The organism is Streptomyces resistomycificus (genome assembly GCF_001514265.1).
GTDB lineage: Bacteria > Actinomycetota > Actinomycetes > Streptomycetales > Streptomycetaceae > Streptomyces > Streptomyces resistomycificus.
The window spans coordinates 274672-296791 of record NZ_KQ948998.1; the positions used below are offsets into that span (position 1 = coordinate 274672).

22 protein-coding genes and 1 pseudogene are annotated in these 22120 nt (G+C 71.5%); 5 read left to right on the top strand and 18 right to left on the bottom strand.

Annotated features, from left to right (window positions below):
* From gatB to AQJ84_RS30255, 9 genes are all read right to left on the bottom strand, one after another.
* Complete coding sequence (gene gatB / locus AQJ84_RS30215) at positions 1-1515, bottom strand: Asp-tRNA(Asn)/Glu-tRNA(Gln) amidotransferase subunit GatB (RefSeq protein WP_053191572.1); 1515 nt, start codon at positions 1513-1515, stop codon at positions 1-3.
* A gap of 15 nt (positions 1516-1530) precedes the next feature.
* The gene (locus AQJ84_RS30220; RefSeq protein ID WP_030040520.1) at positions 1531-1770 is read right to left on the bottom strand and encodes a hypothetical protein; all 240 of its coding nucleotides are present in this window, start codon (positions 1768-1770) and stop codon (positions 1531-1533) included.
* A complete protein-coding gene (gene gatA / locus AQJ84_RS30225; RefSeq protein ID WP_053191574.1) occupies positions 1767-3269 on the bottom strand; it encodes an Asp-tRNA(Asn)/Glu-tRNA(Gln) amidotransferase subunit GatA in 1503 nt (500 codons plus the stop codon). The genes AQJ84_RS30220 and gatA overlap by 4 nt, the downstream gene beginning before the upstream one ends.
* A 5-nt stretch (positions 3270-3274) precedes the next feature.
* On the bottom strand, positions 3275-3571 hold the full coding sequence (gene gatC, locus AQJ84_RS30230) for an Asp-tRNA(Asn)/Glu-tRNA(Gln) amidotransferase subunit GatC (protein ID WP_007384860.1): 297 nt from the start codon (positions 3569-3571) through the stop codon (positions 3275-3277).
* A gap of 82 nt (positions 3572-3653) precedes the next feature.
* Entirely contained in the window at positions 3654-5906 is a 2253-nt protein-coding gene (locus AQJ84_RS30235; protein ID WP_030040521.1) for a putative bifunctional diguanylate cyclase/phosphodiesterase, read from the bottom strand.
* Between the two features lie 279 nt (positions 5907-6185).
* Positions 6186-8378, bottom strand: a complete 2193-nt coding sequence (gene ligA, locus AQJ84_RS30240; RefSeq protein WP_030040522.1) for an NAD-dependent DNA ligase LigA — start codon at positions 8376-8378, stop codon at positions 6186-6188.
* A 15-nt stretch (positions 8379-8393) separates the two neighbouring features.
* Positions 8394-9395, bottom strand: coding sequence for a methionine synthase (locus tag AQJ84_RS30245; RefSeq protein WP_030040523.1), 1002 nt, complete (start codon positions 9393-9395; stop codon positions 8394-8396).
* 292 nt (positions 9396-9687) lie between these two features.
* Positions 9688-10386, bottom strand: a complete 699-nt coding sequence (locus tag AQJ84_RS30250) for an SDR family oxidoreductase (protein ID WP_037802891.1) — start codon at positions 10384-10386, stop codon at positions 9688-9690.
* Positions 10387-10404: 18 nt separating this feature from the next.
* Complete coding sequence (locus AQJ84_RS30255; RefSeq protein WP_030040525.1) at positions 10405-10944, bottom strand: LOG family protein; 540 nt, start codon at positions 10942-10944, stop codon at positions 10405-10407.
* A 50-nt stretch (positions 10945-10994) separates the two neighbouring features.
* Between AQJ84_RS30255 and AQJ84_RS30260 the strand changes: the two genes are divergently transcribed.
* Positions 10995-11318 carry a DUF427 domain-containing protein gene (locus AQJ84_RS30260; protein WP_030040526.1) on the top strand — a complete coding sequence of 108 codons (324 nt, stop codon included), beginning with the start codon at positions 10995-10997 and terminating at the stop codon, positions 11316-11318.
* Between the two features lie 56 nt (positions 11319-11374).
* Positions 11375-12154, top strand: coding sequence for an alpha/beta fold hydrolase (locus tag AQJ84_RS30265; protein ID WP_030040527.1), 780 nt, complete (start codon positions 11375-11377; stop codon positions 12152-12154).
* 13 nt (positions 12155-12167) lie between these two features.
* Here AQJ84_RS30265 and mnmA read toward each other — a convergent pair whose 3' ends face one another.
* Positions 12168-13298, bottom strand: a complete 1131-nt coding sequence (gene mnmA, locus AQJ84_RS30270) for a tRNA 2-thiouridine(34) synthase MnmA (RefSeq protein ID WP_030040528.1) — start codon at positions 13296-13298, stop codon at positions 12168-12170.
* Positions 13299-13358: 60 nt separating this feature from the next.
* Between mnmA and AQJ84_RS30275 the strand changes: the two genes are divergently transcribed.
* On the top strand, positions 13359-14027 hold the full coding sequence (locus AQJ84_RS30275; RefSeq protein ID WP_030040529.1) for an N-acetylmuramoyl-L-alanine amidase: 669 nt from the start codon (positions 13359-13361) through the stop codon (positions 14025-14027).
* A gap of 50 nt (positions 14028-14077) precedes the next feature.
* On the opposite strand, the gene AQJ84_RS30280 is transcribed toward AQJ84_RS30275, so the two are convergent.
* From AQJ84_RS30280 to AQJ84_RS42595, 3 genes are all read right to left on the bottom strand, one after another.
* Positions 14078-15247 (bottom strand): cysteine desulfurase family protein, encoded by a 1170-nt coding sequence (locus AQJ84_RS30280; protein WP_030040530.1) that lies wholly within the window; start codon positions 15245-15247, stop codon positions 14078-14080.
* Positions 15248-15364: 117 nt separating this feature from the next.
* Positions 15365-15631, bottom strand: a complete 267-nt coding sequence (locus AQJ84_RS30285; RefSeq protein ID WP_030040531.1) for a hypothetical protein — start codon at positions 15629-15631, stop codon at positions 15365-15367.
* Between the two features lie 38 nt (positions 15632-15669).
* Positions 15670-15837, bottom strand: coding sequence for a hypothetical protein (locus tag AQJ84_RS42595; protein ID WP_030040532.1), 168 nt, complete (start codon positions 15835-15837; stop codon positions 15670-15672).
* A gap of 136 nt (positions 15838-15973) precedes the next feature.
* Between AQJ84_RS42595 and AQJ84_RS30290 the strand changes: the two genes are divergently transcribed.
* The gene (locus AQJ84_RS30290; protein WP_030040533.1) at positions 15974-16600 is read left to right on the top strand and encodes a TetR family transcriptional regulator; all 627 of its coding nucleotides are present in this window, start codon (positions 15974-15976) and stop codon (positions 16598-16600) included.
* A gap of 201 nt (positions 16601-16801) precedes the next feature.
* Here AQJ84_RS30290 and AQJ84_RS43225 read toward each other — a convergent pair whose 3' ends face one another.
* The 3 genes and pseudogenes from AQJ84_RS43225 to AQJ84_RS30305 form a co-directional block, all read right to left on the bottom strand.
* Complete coding sequence (locus AQJ84_RS43225; RefSeq protein ID WP_030040534.1) at positions 16802-17188, bottom strand: hypothetical protein; 387 nt, start codon at positions 17186-17188, stop codon at positions 16802-16804.
* A 113-nt stretch (positions 17189-17301) separates the two neighbouring features.
* Positions 17302-17879 (bottom strand): annotated as a pseudogene (locus AQJ84_RS40325) (HTH domain-containing protein).
* A gap of 76 nt (positions 17880-17955) precedes the next feature.
* Complete coding sequence (locus tag AQJ84_RS30305) at positions 17956-18807, bottom strand: thioesterase family protein (RefSeq protein ID WP_030040535.1); 852 nt, start codon at positions 18805-18807, stop codon at positions 17956-17958.
* Between the two features lie 155 nt (positions 18808-18962).
* Between AQJ84_RS30305 and AQJ84_RS30310 the strand changes: the two genes are divergently transcribed.
* The gene (locus tag AQJ84_RS30310) at positions 18963-20174 is read left to right on the top strand and encodes an alpha/beta hydrolase (protein WP_030040536.1); all 1212 of its coding nucleotides are present in this window, start codon (positions 18963-18965) and stop codon (positions 20172-20174) included.
* Here the strand turns inward: AQJ84_RS30310 and AQJ84_RS41495 are convergent.
* Complete coding sequence (locus AQJ84_RS41495) at positions 20083-20739, bottom strand: trimeric intracellular cation channel family protein (protein ID WP_078631893.1); 657 nt, start codon at positions 20737-20739, stop codon at positions 20083-20085. The genes AQJ84_RS30310 and AQJ84_RS41495 overlap by 92 nt on opposite strands.
* Positions 20740-20809: 70 nt before the next feature.
* On the bottom strand, positions 20810-22102 hold the full coding sequence (locus tag AQJ84_RS30320; RefSeq protein ID WP_053191576.1) for an ABC transporter ATP-binding protein: 1293 nt from the start codon (positions 22100-22102) through the stop codon (positions 20810-20812).
* Positions 22103-22120 lie beyond the last annotated feature (18 nt).

Here is a 22120-nt window from a genome sequence, read left to right on the forward strand (position 1 = left end):
TCAGCCCTCGCTGACGCCCAGCTTCTCCAGGATCAGTTCCTTGACGCGGGCCGCGTCCGCCTGACCGCGCGTGGCCTTCATGACGGCGCCGACCAGCGCGCCCGCCGCGGCCACCTTGCCGCCACGGATCTTGTCCGCGACGCCCGGGTTGCCGGCGATGGCCTCCTCGACGGCGGTGGTGAGCGCGCCCTCGTCGGAGACGACCTTCAGACCGCGCTTGTCAACGACCTCGTCCGGGGTGCCTTCGCCCGCGAGAACGCCTTCGATGACCTGGCGGGCCAGCTTGTCGTTGAGCGACCCCTCGGCCACCAGGGACGTGACCCGGGCGACCTGCTGAGGCGTGATCGGCAGCTCGTCCAGCGACTTGCCCGACTCGTTGGCGCTGCGGGCCAGTTCGCCCATCCACCACTTGCGGGCGGACGCCGCGTCGGCACCGGCGTCGATCGTGGCGACGATCGGCTCCAGGGCGCCGGCGTTGAGGATCGCCTGCATGTCGAGGGCGGAGATGCCCCACTCGGCCACGAGCCGGTTGCGGCGGGCCAGCGGCAGCTCCGGCAGCCCGGCGCGGATCTCCTCGACCCACTCGCGCGTGGGGGCCACCGGAACGAGGTCCGGCTCCGGGAAGTACCGGTAGTCCTCGGCCTCCTCCTTCACGCGGCCCGAGGTCGTCGACCCCGTGTCCTCGTGGAAGTGCCGCGTCTCCTGGATGATCGTGCCGCCGCCGTTCAGCACGGCCGCGTGCCGCTGGATCTCGAAGCGGGCCGCACGCTCCACGGACCGCAACGAGTTGACGTTCTTCGTCTCGGAACGGGTGCCGAACTTCTCGCGGCCGTGCGGGCGCAGCGACAGGTTCACGTCGCAGCGCATCTGGCCCATCTCCATCCGGGCCTCGGAGACGCCGAGCGCCTTGATGACCTCGCGCAGCTCGCGCACGTAGGCCCGCGCGACCTCGGGAGCACGCTCCCCCGCACCCTCGATCGGCTTGGTGACGATCTCGATGAGCGGGATGCCGGCGCGGTTGTAGTCGAGCAGCGAGTGGGAGGCGCCGTGGATGCGGCCGGTCGCGCCGCCCACGTGGGTCGACTTGCCGGTGTCCTCCTCCATGTGGGCGCGCTCGATCTCCACACGGAAGGTCTCGCCGTCCTCCAGCTGCACGTCGAGGTAGCCGTTGAAGGCGATCGGCTCGTCGTACTGGGAGGTCTGGAAGTTCTTCGGCATGTCCGGATAGAAGTAGTTCTTCCGGGCGAAGCGGCACCACTCGGCGATCTCGCAGTTCAGCGCGAGACCGATCTTGATCGCGGACTCGACGCCGGTCGCGTTGACGACCGGGAGCGAGCCGGGCATGCCGAGGCAGGTCGGGCAGGTCTGCGAGTTGGGCTCGGCGCCCAGCTCGGTCGAACACCCGCAGAACATCTTGGTCTTGGTGCCGAGTTCGACATGGACCTCGAGGCCCATCACGGGGTCGTACGACGCCAGCGCGTCCTCGTACGACACCAGGTCGGTCGTGGTGGTCACGGTGTAACTTCCCTCTCAGCCCAGCAGGACGTCGTCGTCGCCCAGCCGCTTCAGCTCGCGGTAGAGGATGGCGAGGCCGGTGACGATGGCGACGGCGGACACGGTGGCGTCGATCAGGACCAGGGTGTCCTTGTCGGCGCGGGCCTTCTTGAGCCGCTTGGCGACACCGAACGCGCCGAACGCGGTCCCGGCGATGGACAGGTACGTACCGGACTTGGACTTCTTGAAGCCCTTGGCCTTGGTCAGTGCGCTCACAGCGACGGAGCCTCCTCGATCAGCGGGTGACCCCACCTTTCCACGAAGGCGGCCTCGACGGCGGCGCCGACCTTGTAAAGACGGTCGTCCTTCAGCGCCGGGGCGATGATCTGCAGCCCGACCGGGAGGTTGTCCTCCGGGGCGAGACCGCAGGGCAGCGACATGGCCGCGTTGCCCGCGAGGTTGGTCGGGATGGTGCACAGGTCGGCGAGGTACATCGCCATCGGGTCGTCGGCACGCTCGCCGATCGGGAAGGCGGTGGTCGGCGTGGTCGGCGAGACGATCACGTCGACCTGCTCGAAGGCCTTCTCGAAGTCGCGGGTGATGAGCGTACGGACCTTCTGGGCACTGCCGTAGTACGCGTCGTAGTAGCCGCTCGACAGGGCGTACGTGCCGAGCATGATGCGGCGCTTGACCTCGGGTCCGAAGCCCGCCTCGCGGGTGAGGGAGGTGACCTCCTCGGCCGAGTGGGTGCCGTCGTCGCCGGTCCGCAAGCCGTAGCGCAGGCCGTCGAAGCGGGCGAGGTTGGACGAACACTCGGACGGCGCGATCAGGTAGTACGCCGACAGGGCGAGGTCGAAGGACGGGCAGTCCAGCTCGACGATCTCGGCACCGAGCTCCTTGAGGAGGGCGACGGACTCGTCGAAGCGCTGGATGACGCCGGCCTGGTAGCCCTCGCCGCGGAACTGCTTGACGACGCCGACACGCATGCCCTCGACGCTGCCGTTGCGGGCGGCCTCGACGACCGGCGGGACCGGGGCGTCGATGGAGGTGGAGTCGAGCGGGTCGTGCCCGGCGATGACCTCGTGCAGGAGGGCCGCGTCCAGGACCGTACGGGCACAGGGGCCGCCCTGGTCGAGGGAGGACGAGAACGCCACCATGCCGTAACGGGAGACGGCCCCGTAGGTCGGCTTCACGCCGACCGTGCCGGTGACCGAGGCCGGCTGGCGGATGGAGCCGCCGGTGTCGGTGCCGATGGCGAGCGGGGCCTGGAAGGAGGCGAGCGCGGCCGAGGAGCCGCCGCCGGAGCCGCCGGGGATCTTGGTGAGGTCCCAGGGGTTGCCGGTCGGGCCGTAGGCGCTGTTCTCCGTCGAAGACCCCATGGCGAACTCGTCCATGTTGGTCTTGCCGAGGATGACCACGTCGGCGGCCTTCAGCCGCTTGGTGAGGGTCGCGTCGTACGGCGGGATCCAGCCCTCGAGGATCTTCGAACCGACGGTCGTCGGGACGCCCTCGGTGGTGAAGATGTCCTTGAGCGCGAGCGGGACGCCGGCGAGCGGGCCGAGCTTCTCGCCCTTCGCCCGCTTCTCGTCGACGGCCCTGGCCTGCGCGAGAGCGCCCTCGCGGTCGACGTAGAGGAAGGCGTGGACCTTCTCGTCGACGGCCTCGATACGGGCCAGGTGGGCCTCGGTGACCTCGACAGCGGTGAGCTCGCCGGAGGCGATCCTCGCGGCGGTCTCGGCGGCCGTGAGCTTGATGATGTTGACGTTGTCCGTCATGGCGGTTAGTCCTCCCCCAGGATCTGCGGCACCTTGAAACGCTGCTGCTCCTGGGCCGGGGCGCCGGAGAGCGCCTGCTCGGGGGTGAGCGACGGACGGACCTCGTCCGCCCGCATGACGTTCGTCAGCGGGAGCGGGTGCGAGGTCGGCGGTACGTCTTGGTCGGCGACCTCACTGACGCGTGCGACCGCGCCGATGATGTCGTCCAGCTGTCCCGCGAAGTGCTCGAGCTCTTCGGGCTTCAGCTCCAGACGCGCCAGCCGGGCGAGGTGGGCGACCTCCTCGCGCGTGATGCCAGGCATGCAGCGATCCTCTGGGGTGAGTGCGTGTGGTGTGGGGCCAATCCTATGGGGCCGCCGCCCGTGCCTGTTAAACGGTTTCCCGTTACTCGGCGGCCGGGAGCGCCGCCCGCGGCCGCTGCCAGCCGCGTGCGCCCCGTGCCCTGAGCCACGCCGTGGTCTCCTCGGGCGGCATCGCGGCCGCGACCAGCCAGCCCTGTACGGCGTCACAGCCCAGGTCCCGCAGCCGCTCCCAGGTCTCGTCGTCCTCGACACCCTCCGCCACGACGAGCAGGCCCAGCGAGTGGGCCAGGTCGATCGTGCAGCGGACGATCGCGGCGTCCTCGGTGTCGATGGCGAGCCGGGCCACGAACGAACGGTCGATCTTCAGCTCGCTGACGGGCAGCCGGCGCAGATGCACCAGCGAGGAGTAACCGGTGCCGAAGTCGTCCAGGGACATCTTCACGCCGTGGCCGGTGAGCCCGGCGAGGGTGTCGGCGGCGCGCTGCGGGTCCTCCAGCAGGACGTGCTCGGTTATCTCCAGCTGGAGCGCTCCCGCCGGGACGCCGTGGCGGGCCAGCCGGGCTGCGACGGAGCCGGCGAAACCGGGAGTGTGCACGTCACGCGGGGAGACGTTGACCGCCACCGGCACGAACAGCCCCTGGGAACGCCACCGGGCGACCTGGCCCAGCGCGGTGTCCAGGACGTACTCGGTGAGGTGGGGCATCAGGCCGGACGACTCGGCGATGGCGATGAACTCGTCCGGCGGGACCTTGCCGCGCTCGGGGTGCACCCAGCGGACCAGGGCCTCGAGCCCGGCCACCTGTCCGTCGAAGCGGACCTTGGGCTGGTAGTGCAGCTGGACCTCGTGCGCGTCCAGGGCCCGGCGCAGATCGCCGAGCAGGCCGAGGCGGTCCGGGGTGTTGGAGTCCCGCTTGGACTCGTAGACCTCGACGCCCGTGCGGTCCCGCTTCGCCTGGTACATCGCCACGTCCGCCCGGCGCAGCATGCCCTCGGCGTCCAGGGCGTGGTCGGGGAAGACGGCGACTCCGGCGCTGGCCTCCAGGACGAGGGTGAGGCCGTCGAGGTCGAGCGGGGAGCTGAGGGCGGCGACGAGGCCGCGGGCGACCCGGGTCGCGGAGGTGGTGGAGTCGGCGACCGGCAGTAAGACGGCGAACTCGTCGCCGCCGAGCCGGGCTGCCTCCGCCCCGCGGGGAAGCGCCAGCCGGAGCCGGTCGGCTATCTGGAGGAGCAGCCGGTCACCGGCGAGATGACCGAGGGTGTCGTTGACCGAGCGGAAGCGGTCGAGGTCGATGAGCATCAGGGCGGAGCGGGCGCCGATGCGCTCGGCGTCGTCCAGGGCCGTCCAGATGCGCTCCAGCAGCCACTGGCGGTTGGGGAGCCCGGTCAGGGGGTCGCGCAGCTGTTCCTCGGCCCGGGCCCGGGCTATCCAGAGGGTGGAGTCGAGGGCGATGAGGGGGATGGCGAACAACGGCAGCAGGATGGGCTTGGCGGTGGCGACCACGCAGACCAGGGGCGCGATGCCGAGCAGGGCGGCGGCGAGCAGGCCCTGTCTGACCAGGGCGGTGCGGGCGACGGTGGGCAGGCCGCCTGAGCGCGGGGCGTGCAGGTACCAGCCCAGGGTGCGGGTGACCGCGAGGTAGGCGACCGCGACCAGCACCACCTCGGGGGCGGTGTAGAGGGTCCAGGTGTCCGGGTTCCACGGATGCTCGACGGACGGCACCCGGCCGAACGCGCCCAGCAGGAGGGCCCCGGCGGCGATGCCGAGGATGTCGACCGCGCCGTGCAGGACGCCCTGGCGCCAGCGGTGGCGGCGGGCCACACCGACCAGCAGGACGACGGTGAGGCTGACCATTCCGGCGGGCACCCAGCCGTACAGCAGCAGGACGGCGAGGGTGAGGGCGGCGCCCGAGCCGGTGCCGCCCCACCAGCGGGCGCGGCCGAGCGCGACCAGGTGGCCGACGATGATGCCGGTCAGGACGGCCAGGGCCCAGCCGACCGTGCCGGACGGGAAGAGCGCGTGGCCGCCGGTGAAGGCCCGGTAGAAGCCGGCGCCGAGGACGAAGCCGGCCGCCGCGACGATCGCCGCGGGCAGGGCGGGCCAGGACAGGTGGCGTTCCAGCTCGGCGCTCCGCAGCCCGGACGAGTGGTCGTCGGTGAGCTGGGCACTCGTGTCGTCGGTCTGCGTGTAGGGTCCGGCCGGGTACTGTCCGCTGACGCGCCCCTCCGCGCCCGGACGCTCCTGCGGCCGTCCGCCACGCCGGCTCTCCCGCCATGCGCCGAGCATTCCGCGCAGGCGCAGGCGTGAGTCCGGGGCGGCGCTCTCGCTCGGTTCCATTCCCGTCCCTCTCACTGCCGGCGGTGCCCACGCCACGCGGCCCGATGCCCGACAAACCTCGACGGCGCCGCGTCGGAAAACCCTTCCCCGCGCTCTTCAAGGCTCTTCAAGAGCAAAGGGATGCCCCGACCGCAGCTGGGCACGGCAGGCGCACATCTCAACAGTAGGCCGCAGAAGGCTTCCACGGGCACCGGTCGGCGACGGTTGCCCGAATGCGCACCGGCCACCCGTATGCATCTGGTATGCGCCGATCGGGTGGCCTTCAACCGCTGCTCCTCGCTACTCCTGTGCCGGAAGCACGACTTCGGCGGCCGCTTCGGGGCCCTGTTCCAGCAGGACCGTGAAGCCGTCCTCGTTCAGAACGGGCACCTTGAGCTGCATCGCCTTGTCGTACTTCGATCCCGGATTGTCACCCACTACGACGAAAGACGTCTTTTTCGAAACAGAACCGGTCACTTTCGCGCCACGGATCTGCAACGCCTCCTTGGCGCCGTCACGGGTGAATCGCTCGAGAGTGCCGGTCACGACGACGGTGAGCCCTTCGAGGGGACGCGGGCCCTGGTCCTCACCCGAGCCCTCCTCCTCCATCCGGACGCCGGCGGCCTTCCACTTGCGGATGATCTCCTGATGCCACTCCTCGGAGAACCACTCTTTGAGTGATTTCGCGATGATCGGGCCGACCCCGTCGGTGGTCGCCAGCTCCTGCTCGGAGGCCTGCTCGATACGGTCGACGGAACGGAACTCGCGGGCCAGCGCCTCGGCGGCGACCGGACCCACGTGACGGATCGACAGGCCGGTGAGGACGCGCGCGAGCGGGCGCTCCTTCGCGGCCGCGATGTTCTCCAGCATGGCGAGCGCGTTCTTCTTCGGCTCACCCTGCTGGTTGGCGAAGACGGTGGCGACCTTCTCCTCACCGCTCTTCGGGTCACGCTTGGGCAGGCCGCTGTCCTGGTCGAGGACGTACGCCTTGATGGGCAGCAGCTGCTCGATGGTGAGGTCGAACAGGTCGCCCTCGTCGGCGAGCGGGGGCTCGGCGGGCTCCAGGGGCTGGGTGAGGGCGGCCGCGGCGACATAGCCGAAGTGCTCGATGTCCAGCGACTTGCGCCCGGCAAGGTAGAACAGGCGTTCGCGCAACTGGGCGCGGCAGCTGCGGGCGTTCGGACAGCGCAGGTCGATGTCGCCCTCCTTCATCGGCCTGAGGCCGGTACCGCACTCCGGGCACTCGCTCGGCATCACGAACTCGCGCTCGCTGCCGTCGCGCAGGTCGGCGACCGGCCCGAGGATCTCCGGGATGACGTCACCGGCCTTGCGCAGCACCACCGTGTCCCCGATGAGGACACCCTTGGCCCTGACGACGTCCTGGTTGTGCAGTGTGGCGAACTCGACCTCGGACCCCGCGACGGTGACCGGCTCGACCTGTGCGTACGGCGTGACCCGGCCCGTACGGCCCACGCCCACACGGATGTTGATGAGTTTGGTGTTCACCTCCTCGGGCGCGTACTTGTACGCGATCGCCCAGCGCGGGGCGCGCGAGGTGGAGCCCAGGCGGCCCTGCAGCGGAATCTCGTCGAGCTTGACGACCACGCCGTCGATCTCGTGCTCCACGGAGTGGCGGTTCTCGCCGTAGTACGCGACGAACTCCCGCACGCCGTCGAGGCCGTCGACCACCTTGTTGTGCCGGGAGGTGGGCAGGCCCCAGGTCTTGAGGAGGTCGTAGCCCTGGGACAGGCGGGTCATGCCGTCGAAGCCCTCCAGGGCGCCGATGCCGTGGACGACCATGTGAAGGGGGCGGGTGGCGGTGACGCGCGGGTCCTTCTGACGCAGCGAACCGGCCGCTGCGTTGCGCGGGTTGGCGAAGGGCTTGTCACCGGCCTCGACCAGCCGGGCGTTGAGCTCCTCGAACTTCTCCATCGGGAAGTAGACCTCGCCGCGGATCTCCACGAGGTCAGGGACGCGGTCGCCGGTCAGCCGGTCCGGGATCTCCGCGATCGTACGGACGTTGGGTGTGATGTCCTCGCCGGTGCGGCCGTCGCCGCGGGTCGCCGCGCGCGTGAGGCGGCCGTGCTCGTAGGTCAGGTTGACGGCCAGGCCGTCCACCTTGAGCTCGCACAGGAGGTGGTAGCCGGAGGCGCCGACGTCCTTGGCGACGCGCTCCGCCCAGGCGGCGAGCTCCTGGTCGCTGAAGGCGTTGTCGAGCGAGAGCATGCGGGAGCGGTGCCGGACCGCCGTGAACTCCGTCTCGTAGGCCCCCGCGACCTTCTGCGTCGGCGAGTCCGGGGTGCGCAGCTGCGGATACTCCTCCTCCAGCGCCTCCAGGGTGCGCAGGAGTTGGTCGAACTCCGCGTCGCTGACGACCGGAGCGTCCTTCACGTAGTACCGGAAGCGGTGCTCCTCGATCTGCTCAGCGAGCTTCGCGTGCTTCTCCCGTGCCTCCGCGGGCACCGTAGTCTCCGCTTGCTTGTCGCCGGCCACCGTGTTGTCCTCCCGTTACTCTGGGTTGTCCGCGAGGGATCTCGCCGCCCGGACGCAGTGCGCGAGGGCCTCGCGCGCATACGCGGGGGAAGCCCCCGCGAGTCCGCACGACGGCGTGAGGGTGACCGCGTCCGTGAGAAGCCCCGGATGCAGCCCCAGCCTGCGCCACAGCGTTCTGACACCCATGACGCTACCGGCAGGGTCTGACAATCGGGTGTCCGTGCCCGGCACGACACCGGCGAACAGCCGGGTGCCGCTCTCCACCGCCTCACCGATCACGTCGTCGTCACGCTCGGTGAGGAGCGAGAAGTCGAAGGAGACAGCCGCCGCGCCCGCCCGGCGCAGCAGGGCGAACGGGACGTCCGGTGCGCACGAGTGGACCACGACCGGGCCGCCGGCGTGAACCCCGACGACGTCCCTCAGGGTGGCCTCGACGACCTGCCGGTCGGGGGCGCGGTGGGTCCGGTAGCCGCTCGCGGTCCTCACCTGCCCGCGGAGCACGGCGACGAGGGAGGGCTCGTCGAGCTGGAGGACGAGTTGGGCGCCGGGGATTCGGCGCTGTACCTCCGCGAGGTGCTGCCGCAGGCCCTCGGCCAGGGAGGCGGCGAGGTCGCGGCAGGCGCCGGGGTCGCCGAGGGCGGCCTCGCCGTTTCTCAGTTCGAGGGCGGCGGCGAGCGTCCACGGGCCCACGGCCTGCACCTTCAGCGCGCCCTCGTATCCCTGGGTGAACTCCTCCAGTGCGTCCAGGTCCTCGCCGAGCCAGGAGCGGGCCCGCTTCGTGTCCCGGCCCGGGCGGTCGCCGATCCGCCAACCGCTGGGCTCCACGCGCGCGTACAGCTCCACGAGCATTCCGGCGGTCCGGCCGATCATGTCGGCGCCGGGGCCGCGGGCGGGGAGTTCGGGCAGGAACGGGAAGGTCTCGAAGGAGCCGGTGGCGGTCCTGGCGGCTTCCCTGGCGTCGCCGCCGGGCAGCGAGCCGATGCCGGTGGCGGGGCCGAAGGTGGGGTTCGCGTTCACGTGGGGAAGCCTACGGAGGTCTGGGAGGGGCGGGGGCGCGGGTGCGGGCTTGGTGGTCTCGCCCCCGCCGCCCCTACCCGTCCCGTCCCCAGGGGCGGCGCCCCTTCGACCCCGCCGGGGGCTGCGCCCCCGAACCCCCGTCGGCCCTGAAGGGGCCTTGTCCTCAAACGCCGGACGGGCTGGGGGTGGCCGTACCGAGGCCTGGGGTGTGGCCGTACCAAGGCCTGGGGTGTGGCCGTACCAAGGCCTTGTCCTCAAACGCCGGACGAGCTGGGGGTGGCTTACATGTGGTTCAACGGCCCGGTCGCACCGTGAGGTCGTTGATCTCCGCGTCCTTCGGCAGGTCCAGCGCCGTGAGGATCGTCGTCGCCACCGACTCGGGATCGATCCAGCGGGACGGGTCGTAGGTCTTGCCCTCCTGCTGGTGGACCTTGGCCTGCATGGGGCTGGCGGTGCGGCCGGGGTATACGGAGGTGACGCGGACGCCGTTGGCGTGTTCCTCGTGCCGCAGGGAGTCCGCCAGGGCCTTCAGGCCGTGCTTCGACGCCGCGTAGGCCGACCAGTCTGCGTGGGCGTTGAGGCCGGCGCCGGAGTTCACGAAGACCACGTGGCCGTGGCCGGCGCGGAGCTGGGGCAGGAAGTGGCGGGTCAGCTCGGCGGGGGCGACGAGGTTGACGTTGAGCTGGTGGCGCCAGGTCTTGGGGGTCAGCTCGCCGACCGGACCGAGGTCGACGACGCCGGCGATGTGGAGCAGGGAGTCCACCCGGTCCGGGAGCGACTGGTGGGAGAACGCCCAGCTCAGCTTGTCGGGGTCCGCGAGGTCGCCCACGAGTGTCCGCGCGCCGGGGTACTCCGCCGCCAGTTCCTTCGCGCGCCCGGCGTCGCGCGCGTGCAGCACGAGATCGTCCCCGCGCGCGTGCAGCCGGCGGGTCACTGCCGCGCCGATGCCGGAGCCGGCTCCGGTGATCACATGAGTAGCCATGCCCGCCATGCTCGCATCACGCCGGTGTCACTCGACGCCCTGGCTCTCCTCCAGATACGCCAGCGCCCCCACCGGCTCCTCCGCGAAGAACACCAGGTCGGTCAGCGGGCGCGGCAGGAATCCCTCGTCCTCCATGCGGCGGAACTGCTCCTTGAGCCCGTCGTAGAAGCCCGCGGTGTTGAGGAGCACGACCGGTTTGTCGGTGTGACCGTGCTTCTTCAGCTCCAGGATCTCGGTCGCCTCGTCGAGGGTGCCGGTGCCGCCGACCATGACGACGACGGCGTCGGCGTTCTCCAGGAGGAGCCTCTTGCGCTCGGCCAGGTCCTTCGCCACGACCATCTCGTGGGCGCCCGCGCGTGCCTTGGCCGCCAGGAAGTCCACGGAGACCCCCAGCAGCCGGCCGCCCGCCTCCTGCGCCCCGTCGGCGACCACCTTCATCAGCCCGACGTCGGAACCGCCCCACACCAGCGTGTGTCCGCCCTTGCCGATCAGCCTGCCGAACTCCCGCGCGGGCCGGGTGTAGCGCTCGTCGAGGTCGGCGGCGGAGAGGAAGACGCAGATTCGCATGAAGCCACCGTACGCGGGAAGAACCGGCGGACCGCGGGCGCTGTTCCGGTATGGCCGAAGGACACAGGATCACCATCGAGCAGGGCACGCAGCGGGTACGGGTCGTGCGGGGCGACCAGGTGCTGGCGGAGACCGAACGGCCCCTCCTCCTGCGGGAGACGGGCTGTCCGGTGCGGTACTACATCCCTCCGGAGGACGTACGGCTCGACCTGCTGACGCCCTCCGGGACGCACACCTACTGCCCGTTCAAAGGCACCGCCTCCTACTGGTCGCTGCCGGACGCGGCCGACCTGGTCTGGGCGTACCCCGACCCGAAGCCGGACGTGGCCGGCATCAAGGACCACCTCTGCTTCTACGAGGTGGAAGTGCTGTAGCGGAACTGACGTGTCGTGACCGGTGAGTCCGGTGCGGTCCGGCAGTCTCCACAGGCATGGACAAGAAGACGACTTCGCGCGACGGCACCCCCCTCGCGTACCAGAGCAGCGGTGCGGGCCCCGCGGTCATCCTCGTCAGCGGTGCCATGTCGACGGGGGCCACGGTGGCACCGTTGGCCGGACACCTCGCCGACCGGTTCACCGTGGTCCCCTACGACCGCCGGGGCCGTGGCCACAGCGGCGACACCGCCCCGTACTCGGTGGACCGGGAGGTCGAGGACCTGGGGGCGCTGATCGAGGCCGTGGGCGGTCAGGCGTCGCTCTTCGGCGTCTCCTCGGGCGGCGCGCTGGCGCTGCACGCGGCGGCGAGCGGGCTGCCGGTGCGTCGGGTCGCCGTGTACGAGACGCCGTACGCCGTGGACGAGGACGGCGTGCGGCGGTGGGCCGAGTACACCGAGCGGCTGAACGGGGCGCTCGCGCAGCAGCGGCGCGGGGACGCGGTCGAGCTGTTCCTGCGGCTCACCGGCATGGCCGAGGAGATGATCCAGGGTGCTCGCCAGGCCCCCATGTGGGCCGGCATGGAGGGCGTCGCCCCGAGCCTCGCGTACGACGCCGCCGTGCTGGGCGACGGGCGGGTCCCGGGGTCCCTGCTGGCCTCGGTCACCGTCCCCGTCCTGGCGGTCGCCGGAGGCGCGAGCCCGGCGTGGATGCGTCAGGCCGCGCGGACGGTCGCCGAGGCGGCGCCTGAGGGCACGTACCGGGCGCTGGAGGGGCAGACCCACATGGTGGATCCGGTGGCCCTGGCGCCGGTGCTGGCGGAGTTCTTCGCCGAGTGACCCGCCGGGGTGGTCAGGCCACCCCGGCCGCCGCCCGCACCGTGGACGCGATCGTGGCCGAGCCCACCACGCGCGTGCCGTCGTACAGCACGATCGCCTGGCCGGGGGCCACGCCGCGGACCGGCTCCGTGAAGGTGACCTCCAGGGAGCCGTCGACGAGTTGGGCGGTGACCTCGGTCTCACCGCCGTGGGCGCGGAGCTGGGCGGTGTAGGTGCCGGGGCCGGTGGGGGCGGCGCCGCACCAGCGGGGCTTGATCGCCGTCAGGGCGTTCACGTCGAGGGCGTCGGCCGGGCCGACCGTGACCGTGTTGTTCACCGGGGAGATGTCGAGGACGTAGCGCGGCTTGCCGTCGGCGGCCGGGGTGCCGATGCGCAGGCCCTTGCGCTGGCCGATGGTGAAGCCGTACGCGCCCTCGTGGGTGCCGAGCCTGGTGCCCGACTCGTCGACGATGTCGCCCTCCGCCTTGCCCAGGCGGGCGGCGAGGAAGCCCTGCGTGTCGCCGTCGGCGATGAAGCAGATGTCGTGGGAGTCGGGCTTCTTGGCGACGGCCAGCCCACGGCGCTCGGCCTCGGCGCGGATCTCGTCCTTCGTCGTCACGGTGTCGCCGAGCGGGAACATCGCGTGGGCGAGCTGCCGGTCGTCCAGGACGCCGAGGACGTAGGACTGGTCCTTGGCCATGTCGGAGGCGCGGTGCAGTTCCCGCGAGCCGTCGGAGTTCACGGTGACCTGGGCGTAGTGGCCGGTGCAGACCGCGTCGAAGCCGAGGGCGAGCGCCTTGTCGAGCAGGGCGGCGAACTTGATCTTCTCGTTGCAGCGCAGGCAGGGGTTGGGGGTGCGGCCGGCCTCGTACTCGGCGACGAAGTCCTCGACGACGTCCTCCCGGAAGCGGTCGGCGAGGTCCCAGACGTAGAACGGGATGCCGATGACGTCCGCGGCGCGGCGGGCGTCGCGCGAGTCCTCGATGGTGCAACAGCCACGCGCGCCCGTGCGGAACGACTGCGGGTTCGCCGAGAGGGCGAGGTGGACGCCGGTCACGTCGTGCCCCGCCTCGGCCGCGCGGGCGGCGGCGACGGCGGAGTCGACGCCGCCCGACATGGCGGCGAGGACGCGAAGGGGACGGGTGGGCTGCGTGGTCTCAGTCATAACCCTTCAAGAGTAAGGGCGCTCGGGAACCGGAGCCCACGAGTATCCGTTCACGATCACATGGGGGCGAGACGAGCCAACGAGAAGGACGCCGACCGGCGGATCGGTCGGCGTGCCCTGCTGATCGGCGGGACCGCCGCGGCCGTGGGCACCGGGGTGCTGGCCCGCGACGAGCTGGCCCGCCTGTGGTGGCGCGCGCCGGGCGTGGAGAAGCCGCGCAAGGAGGGCGAGGTCGACTACACGGGCGCGCGCTGGGTGGCGGCGTCCGACGCGAACTGGCGGCGCGCGGACCGCCCCGACGACTACGGCGTGGACATGGTGATCATCCATGTCACCCAGGGCAGCTTCGACAGCGCGGTGAAGGTCTTCCAGGACCCGGGGCACGGCGCGGCCGCGCACTACATCGTCGGCAAGGACGGCACCGTCGCCCAGATGATCCGCGAGCTGGACGTGGCGTACCACGCGGGCAACCGCGACTACAACGAACGCAGTGTCGGCATCGAGCACGAGGGTTTCGTCGACCGGCCGCAGGACTTCACGGACGAGATGTACGAGGCCTCGGCGCTCCTCACCGCCCGGATATGCGCGCGCTACGACATCCCGGTCGACCGGGAGCACATCATCGGCCACGTGGAGGTGCCGGGCACGGACCACACCGACCCGGGCGAGCACTGGGACTGGGACCGGTACCTGAAGCTGGTACGGAAGGCGCGTACGGCGGTGGCGTGAGCGGCCCCGCGTCCGCGGCGTGACCCGAACGACAGGCCCTGCGACAGGCCTTACGTCAGTCCCGCCGCGCGGGCCCGCTCCACCGCCGGGCCGATCGCCTGGGCGACCGCCTCGACGTCGGCCTCGGTGGAGGTGTGGCCGAGGGAGAAGCGCAGGGTGCCGCGGGCCAGGTCGGGGTCGGTGCCGGTGGCCAGCAGGACGTGGCTGGGCTGGGCGACGCCCGCGGTGCAGGCGGAGCCGGTGGAGCACTCGATGCCCTGGGCGTCCAGGAGGAGGAGCAGGGAGTCGCCCTCGCAGCCCGGGAAGGTGAAGTGCGCGTTGGCCGGGAGGCGGCCTCCGGGGGCCGGGTCGCCGCCGAGGATCGCGTCGGGGACGGCCTTGCGGACCTCTTCGACCAGGCTGTCGCGCAGGGCGCCGATCTCCCGCTCGAACCACTCGCGCTGCTGGGCGGCGAGCCGGCCGGCGACCGCGAAGGACGCGATGGCGGGGACGTCGAGGGTGCCGGAGCGGACGTGCCGTTCCTGTCCGCCGCCGTGCAGGACGGGGACGGGGGTGTGCTCGCGGCCGAGCAGCAGGGCGCCGATGCCGTACGGTCCGCCGATCTTGTGGCCCGAGACGGTCATCGCGGCGAGGCCCGAGGCGGCGAAGTCGACGGGGACCTGACCGAATGCCTGGACGGCGTCGGCGTGCAGCGGGACGTCGAACTCGGCTGCGGTTTCGGCGAGTTCGCGGATCGGCAGGACCGTGCCGATCTCGTTGTTCGCCCACATGATCGTGGCCAGGGCGACGTCGCCGGGGTCGCGGGCGATGGCCTCGCGCAGTGCGTCGGGGTGGACCCGCCCGTACGCGTCGACCGGGAGGTACTCGATGGTGGCGCCCTCGTGTTCGCCGAGCCAGTGGACGGCGTCCAGGACGGCGTGGTGCTCGACGGGGCTGGCGAGGACCCGGGTGCGGGCCGGGTCGGCGGCGCGGCGGGACCAGTACAGGCCCTTGACCGCGAGGTTGTCGGCCTCGGTGCCGCCGGAGGTGAGGACGACCTCGCTGGGGCGGGCGCCGAGAGCTTCCGCGAGGGTCTCGCGGGCCTCCTCGACGGTTCGCCTCGCTCGGCGGCCGGATGCGTGGAGGGCGGAGGCGTTGCCGGTGACGCTCAGGTGCGCGGCGAGTGCCTCGACTGCCTCGGGGAGCATCGGGGTGGTCGCGGCGTGGTCGAGGTATGCCATGGTGGCCACGATTCTACGGGGCCGTGGTGAGCGGTCTCCGGGCGAGGTTGGCCTGGCGGCGGAGTAGGGACCGGCCGCTGGGACGGGCTCGCGCCGGCACGCCGTTGTGCCGGTCGGTCAGAAGCTCCAGGAGACCGAGTTGTCCATCTGCATGAAGGCCAGCAGGACGACGAGGTCGGCGATGCCCAGGCCCATGCCGAGGTAGGCGCGGCCCTTGCGGGTGGTGCCTCGCCACAGGGAGGCGGCGGCCAGGGCGATGGCGGTCGGGCCGAGGAAGAGGTTGAGGACGAGAAGGCCGATGAGGCCGAGGACGAAGGACGCGACGGCCATGCCGTCGGCGTCGCGGATGCCGGTGCGGCGGCTGGCAGGTGCGGTGAGTTGCATGACGGATCAGCTCCCGGGGTCGGACGGACGGCGGACGGTCAGTGGGTGGTGGTGCCGCGACGACGGCCGTGGCGCTCGCGGATCGCGAAGATGCCGAGCCAGGCGGCGATCACGACGGCGGTGACGGCGGTGAAGCCGAGCGGCGCGTGGGCGACGGCTCCGAGGACGACGCCGAGCAGCAGGAGTGCGGCGACGAGGAACAGCATGGGTGGGACCCCCTCCGGCGAGACGGACTCGCGTGACGTTTCGGTGAACGGTTGTGGTTACAGTTGTTCACTGACTTCCCAGTCTAGCGCGTCTCACGACTTTTCAATTACAGAGAACAGTTGTTAACTGCATGGCATGAGTCACACCCTCGGTATCCGGCAGGCACAGAAGCAGAAGACCCGGCAGGCGCTCCTGGACGCCGCGTTGGAACTGCTGGAGGAGCAGAGCCTGAGCAGCCTCGGTCTGCGCGAGGTCACCCGTGCCGTCGGCGTCGCCCCCACCGCCTTCTACCGGCACTTCCGCTCCACCGCGGATCTCGGCGTGGCCCTGGTCGAGGAGGCGCTGGGCAGCCTGCACCCGATGATCAGGACGACGGTGTCCTCGGCGGACGGTCACGACCAGCGCATCACACGGGCTGTCGAGTTGATCGCGGGCCATGTGGACGCGTACCCCGCCCACGTCCGCTTCATCGCCCGTGAGCGACATGGCGGAGTGCAGCCGGTGCGGGAGGCCATACGGGACCAACTGGTCCGGTTCGGCGAGGAGGTGCGGGCGGAGCTGGCCAAGGACCCCGAGTCGGCGGGCTGGAGCGAGGACGACCTGCTGATGCTGGCCAACCTGTACGTCGACCAGATGCTGATCACCGCCTCGCTGTTCCTGGAGGCGCAGGAGGCGTCGGCGGAGGAGCGCGAGCGGGTCGTGCAGGTGGCGACCCGGCAGCTGCGGCTCATCAGCATCGGCCGCGACCACTGGCTGGACTGAGCCGGCGCGCCGACCGGGCCGCGCCTGCCGGGGCCGGGCGACACTCCGGGGCCGGGCGACGCGCAGGGGCGGCACCCCCGTTCACCGGGTGTGCCGCCCCTGCCGTTCGACGTCCCGTCGGACGTCGGACGTCGGATGTCGGACGTCGGATGTCGGACGTCGGATGTCGGACGTCGGACGTCGGACGTCGGATGTCGGACGTCAGTTCTTCGTCGCCTGCTGACCAGGGGCACCGCTGGGCTGGGCGCCGCCACCGCCCGGACCGCCGCCGCAGCCGCCGCCCTGGCCACCGCCGGGGCCGCCGCCCTGACCGCCACCCGGCGCGCCGTCGGCCGCGCCGCTCGGCATGCCCGAGGGAGCACCGGACGGCCGGGCGGTGGCGTCGCCGGTGGGAGTGCCCGACGGAGCACCGCTCGGCATCCCGGACGGGTTGCCGCTGGGCGCGCCGGACGGCGGTGAACAGCTCTGGGTCTGCCCGGAGTTGCCGCTGTTCGAGGTGGACGACGAGTCGCCCGAGCCGCAGGCCACGAGGGCGAGGGGCGAGAGCGCCAGCAGGGCCACTGCGGGGACGAGACGCACACGCTTCATGAGGAACAACTCCAAGAAGGATGAGGAAGGCCTGAGACCGGCACTCAACCAACGCCCCTTGGGGGTTTCTTGGGACCGCCCTGTCCCCCGCCTGTGCGAGACGCAAAGCGCGGCTAAAGGTGCCCCTCTGAACTGGGGTTTTCCTCGGACCCCTCGCCTACTCGCTGGTACAAGCCCGTGACAGAAGCGGCCGCGCGGGCCAGCTCCTGGCGCACCTCCGATGGCGACAGCACCTCCACGCGGTCACCGAACGCGAGGAGTTGGCGGGCCTCGCCGACCACGCCGTACGACAGCCGTGCCGTCACCCACTCGCCGGCCCCGCCGTCGTCCGGGAGTTCGGCCGGCGAGGCGGCGTTCAGGCGCAGGAACAGGTCGAGGCGGTCACGCAGGACGCGGACGGTGACGTCGAGCCCGCCGGGGCGTTCCTCGACCTCCCGGCGCAACACCTCCCAGACGTCGGCGACTCGTCGGCGGTCAGTCCCGTGACGTCCGTACGGAATCCGGCGAGCAGTCGGATGCCGCCGTGGCGGCCGCGTTCGGCGTACACCGGGACCCCGGCGGCGGACAGCGCCTCGACATCCCGGTGGATGGTGCGCACGGACACCTCCAGCCGCTCGGCGAGTTCGTGCGCGGGGACGCGGCCGCGGGTCTGCAGGAGCAGCAGGATCGAGAGCAGGCGGTCTGACTTCACCGCTCCAGGATCCCGTGCGGCACGACGGCCGGGCGGCGGCCTGCGAGAGGCCGGCGCCGACCGGGAAGCACTCCCCTCAGCCGAGCCTGGCCCTCGCCAGTTGCCGCGACTGGGCGACCAGCCGGTCCCTGCTGTCCCACACCTCGGCGTCCTCCTCCAGGAAGCCGCCAGCGAGGTTGCGGGTGGTGATGGCGACGCGCAGCGGGCCGGGGGCCGGGCGGCAGCGGATGTGGACCGTCAGCTCGACCGTGGGCACCCAGCCGGACAGGCCGATCTCGAACGCGGTCGGCGGCAGCGCGTCGACCGCGAGGAGCAGCGAGAAGGGGTCGGGGTCGCGGCCGTCCGCGAGCCCGAACCAGGACCGCATCTCCCCCTTGCCGGAGGGCTGCCCGAGCGCCCACCCCAGGGTGGAGGGGTCGAGCTTGAGCATCAGCCGGTCGGTGATGGCCGAGCTGCCCTCGACCGGGGCGGGGCCGTCCTCGGGGCCGAAGCACTGCTCCATGGGCGGGATCACCGGCGGCCGGGCCGTCGTACGGACGTCGTCGGGCAGCGCGTCGAGGTCCCCGTAGGAGGCGAGGACGCGGATGCGCTCGACCTCGCGGCCCTGCTCGTCGTACTGGAGGAGCGAGGCCTGGCCGGTCGAGAGCGTGCGGCCGGTGCGGACGACATCGGTGCGGACGACCGCCGGGCCGGGCTGGGACGCGGTCAGGTAGTGCGCCGAGATGGTGAACGGGTCGGCGTGCGGCAGGGCGTCCGCGAGGGCGCGGCCCAGGACGGCCAGCAGGTAGCCGCCGTTGACGGCGCTGATGATCGTCCAGCCCGCGGAGAGGTCGATGTCGTACACGCCGGGTTCGCGCAGGGTGACCGCGGTGTCCCGGTCGAACTCGCTGTCGCCGATCACGGCGCGCACGGTGGCTGCTTCTGGCATGCCTGAACGGTACAACAGGTGATTACTAAGCGGTAGCTTTTTTCGTTACGGCCGCATGAAGCCCCCACCACACGTAGGTGAGACGAGGTCAATTTCTCGGTAAGTGTCCGCACTCGTCCGTAAACCCGGCGCCCCGGCCGCCCCTCTGTAGGAGCATGAGCCTCACCGGGACTTCGTTCCTCTACACCCTGATCGCGCTGGCCGTGGTCGCCCTCGCGCTGCCGCTCGTGCTGTGGTCGCGGATGCGGGGACACCGGGCCCTGCGCGCCGCGGCCCGGGTGCTGATGCTGCTGTTCGCCCAGGGCACTGCGGTCGCCCTGGTCTTCGTGCTGGTCAACAACGAGAACAACCTGTACGACAACTGGTCGGACCTGCTCGGCACCGGCGACCACGTGCAGCAGGCCGCCGACCTCGGCGCCGACGGCACCGGCGGGATCGCGCTGAAGCGACTGCCCCGGGTCCGCCAGACGTTCCGGGCGACGGGTCCCGACGGCGTGCGCGTCACCCAGCTCAGAGGCCGGGTGTCGGGCGTGAACGCCGAGGTCTACGTCTGGCTGCCACCGCAGTACGACGAGCCCGCCTACCGGCACCACCGGTTCCCGGTCGTCGAGCTGCTGTCGGGCTACCCCGGTTCCGCGAAGGCCTGGTTCGGGTCCCTCCACGCCGCCCGGCAACTGCGTCCGCTGATGAGCGGCGGCCAGATCGCGCCGTTCATCCTGGTCGCCCCGCGCACCAATCTGCTGGCCGGGGTGGACACCGGCTGCGCCAACATCCCGGGCACGGTCGACGCCGACAGCTGGCTGAGTCTCGACGTGCCGAGGATGGTCACGGACAACTTCCGTGCCCAGACCGGGCCGGCGGGCTGGGCGGTGGCCGGGTACTCGGCCGGGGGGCACTGCGCGACGAAGCTCGCCGTCGCCCACCCCGACCGCTACCGGGCCGCGGTCAGCCTGTCCGGCTACAACGACCCGAGCGCCGAACGCGCCTCGCTCGCCGCGCAGGACCCCGTGCTGCGCGACGCCAACAACCCCTACCTGCTGCTGCGCGCGGCCCGTACCCCGCCCCGGGTCGCGCTCTACCTCTCCGGCCAGCCGCACGACGGCTACGAGGCGGCACTCGCCCTGCAACAGTGCGCGAAGGCGCCGACGACCGTGCACGTCGTCTACGTCCCGACCAGCGCCGGTGGTCACACCATGGCGCTGTGGCGGCCGCAGGTGGTACCGGCGTTCCGCTGGCTGACCGAGGAGATGGGGCAGCCGCACCCGCGTGCCGGTGCTACTCCTCGCGCACGGTCGACCGGCGGTTCCACGCACGCGGCGCTCGCCAGTGGAACCGCATCGCGAGCAACCGCAGCACGAAGGCGGTGACGACCGCGAGCGCGCTGGTGACCGGGGACAGCATGTCGAAGCGGATGCACAGGACGACCATGGTGGCGCCGACGATGGCCGGTACCGCGTACAGGTCGCGGTCCCAGCGCAGCAGCGAGGGCACCTCGTTGGCGAGCACGTCCCGCAGCACCCCGCCGCCGACCGCGGTGGCCAGTCCCAGGGTCGCCGACTGGGTGAGGCCGAGGCCGTACTCGTACGCCTTCGTCGTGCCGGCGACGCAGAACAGGCCGAGGCCGGCCGCGTCGAAGACGTTCACGCCGACCTGGATGCGCTCCACGTGCGGGTGCAGGAAGAAGACCAGGAGGGCGGCGAGCAGCGGGGTGAGGAAGTACCCGAGGTCGGTGAAGGCGGCGGGCGGCACGGCCCCGATGATCAGGTCGCGGAACAGCCCTCCGCCCAGCGCGGTGACCTCGGCGAGGACGGCGATGCCGAAGACGTCGAAGTTCTTGCGGACGGCCAGCAGGGCGCCGGAGATCGCGAAGACGAAGATGCCGATCAGGTCGAGCGTGTGCTGGACGGAGGGACTGAACAGTTGCTGAAGCACCCGAACATTCTTACCTGACACCGGGCCCCCGCCTTCCAAATGAAGGCGGGGGCCCGGTGACTCGGCAGGGCTACTTCTCCTTGGACGGCGTCTCGCCCTCCGTGGAAGCGGTCTCGGCGTCGGTCGCGGCCTCGGCGTCGGTCTCGGCTTCGGCCTCGGCGGAAGCGGTCTCGGCGTCGGTCTCGGCTTCGGCCTCGGCGGAGGCGGTCTCGACCTCGGCCGCCACCGCCGCGGAGGTCTCCGCCGACTCCGCCAGCACCTCGTCCGCGACCAGCGCGGCCGCCTCCTTGGCGGCGGTCAGCAGCACCGTGTCCTGCGGCGCCTGGTCCTCGAAGTTCTCCGGGTGGTGGCAGGCGACCTGCTGGCCGGGCTTCAGCTCCACGAGCGGCGGCTCGACCGTCGTGCAGATCTGCGTCGCCTTCCAGCACCGGGTGTGGAAGCGGCAGCCGCTCGGCGGGGAGATCGGCGAGGGCACGTCGCCCTTGAGTAGGATCCGCTCGCTCTTGGCGTTCCTGCGCCGCGGGTCCGGGATCGGCACGGCCGACATGAGCGCCTTGGTGTACGGGTGCATCGGCGCCTTGTAGAGGGACTCGCGGTCGGCGAGCTCCACGATCTTGCCGAGGTACATCACGGCGATACGGTCCGAGACGTGCCGCACGACGGACAGGTCGTGCGCGATGATCACGTACGTCAGGCCCAGTTCCTGCTGGAGGTCGTCCAGCAGGTTCACGACCTGCGCCTGGATCGACACGTCCAGGGCGGAGACCGGCTCGTCCGCGACGACCAGCTTCGGGTTGAGCGCGAGCGCGCGGGCGATGCCGATGCGCTGGCGCTGACCGCCGGAGAACTCGTGCGGATAGCGGTTGTAGTGCTCGGGGTTGAGACCGACCACCGACAGCAGCCGCTGGACCTCCTTCTTCACCCCGCCCTCGGGCGTGACGTTCTGGAGCTTGAAGGGGGCGCCGATGATCGTGCCGATGGTGTGGCGCGGGTTCAGCGACGAGTACGGGTCCTGGAAGATCATCTGCACGTCGCGGCGCAGCGGGCGCATCCCGCCCACCCCGAGGTGCGTGATGTCCTTGCCCTCGAACTCGACCTGGCCCGCGGTCGGTTCCAGCAGCCGGGTGATCAGCCGGCCCATGGTCGACTTGCCGCAGCCCGACTCGCCCACGACACCGAGGGTCTCGCCGGACTTCACCTCGAAGTCGATGCCGTCGACCGCGCGCACCGCGCCGACCTGCCGCTGGAGCAGGCCTTTTCGGATCGGGAAGTGTTTCTGGAGCCCGGTCACCTTCAGCAGGGTCTCGCCGGGGGCTGCGTCCTTGGTGAGGCGAGCACCAGCACTCTGCGCAGGAATGGTCACCGCTGCGTCCTTAGGGGT

What these genes read in the sequence shown, in the direction of transcription:
- gatA (WP_053191574.1), bottom strand. Translation starts at nt 3,269, where the DNA reads ATGACGGACAACGTCAACATCATCAAGCTCACGGCCGCCGAGACCGCC.
- gatC (WP_007384860.1), bottom strand. Translation starts at nt 3,571, where the DNA reads ATGCCTGGCATCACGCGCGAGGAGGTCGCCCACCTCGCCCGGCTGGCG.
- AQJ84_RS30235 (WP_030040521.1), bottom strand. Translation starts at nt 5,906, where the DNA reads ATGGAACCGAGCGAGAGCGCCGCCCCGGACTCACGCCTGCGCCTGCGC.
- AQJ84_RS30250 (WP_037802891.1), bottom strand. Translation starts at nt 10,386, where the DNA reads ATGGCGGGCATGGCTACTCATGTGATCACCGGAGCCGGCTCCGGCATC.
- AQJ84_RS30255 (WP_030040525.1), bottom strand. Translation starts at nt 10,944, where the DNA reads ATGCGAATCTGCGTCTTCCTCTCCGCCGCCGACCTCGACGAGCGCTAC.
- AQJ84_RS30260 (WP_030040526.1), top strand. Translation starts at nt 10,995, where the DNA reads ATGGCCGAAGGACACAGGATCACCATCGAGCAGGGCACGCAGCGGGTA.
- AQJ84_RS30265 (WP_030040527.1), top strand. Translation starts at nt 11,375, where the DNA reads ATGGACAAGAAGACGACTTCGCGCGACGGCACCCCCCTCGCGTACCAG.
- mnmA (WP_030040528.1), bottom strand. Translation starts at nt 13,298, where the DNA reads ATGACTGAGACCACGCAGCCCACCCGTCCCCTTCGCGTCCTCGCCGCC.
- AQJ84_RS30275 (WP_030040529.1), top strand. Translation starts at nt 13,359, where the DNA reads ATGGGGGCGAGACGAGCCAACGAGAAGGACGCCGACCGGCGGATCGGT.
- AQJ84_RS30280 (WP_030040530.1), bottom strand. Translation starts at nt 15,247, where the DNA reads ATGGCATACCTCGACCACGCCGCGACCACCCCGATGCTCCCCGAGGCA.
- AQJ84_RS30285 (WP_030040531.1), bottom strand. Translation starts at nt 15,631, where the DNA reads ATGCAACTCACCGCACCTGCCAGCCGCCGCACCGGCATCCGCGACGCC.
- AQJ84_RS42595 (WP_030040532.1), bottom strand. Translation starts at nt 15,837, where the DNA reads ATGCTGTTCCTCGTCGCCGCACTCCTGCTGCTCGGCGTCGTCCTCGGA.
- AQJ84_RS30290 (WP_030040533.1), top strand. Translation starts at nt 15,974, where the DNA reads ATGAGTCACACCCTCGGTATCCGGCAGGCACAGAAGCAGAAGACCCGG.
- AQJ84_RS43225 (WP_030040534.1), bottom strand. Translation starts at nt 17,188, where the DNA reads ATGAAGCGTGTGCGTCTCGTCCCCGCAGTGGCCCTGCTGGCGCTCTCG.
- AQJ84_RS30305 (WP_030040535.1), bottom strand. Translation starts at nt 18,807, where the DNA reads ATGCCAGAAGCAGCCACCGTGCGCGCCGTGATCGGCGACAGCGAGTTC.
- AQJ84_RS30310 (WP_030040536.1), top strand. Translation starts at nt 18,963, where the DNA reads ATGAGCCTCACCGGGACTTCGTTCCTCTACACCCTGATCGCGCTGGCC.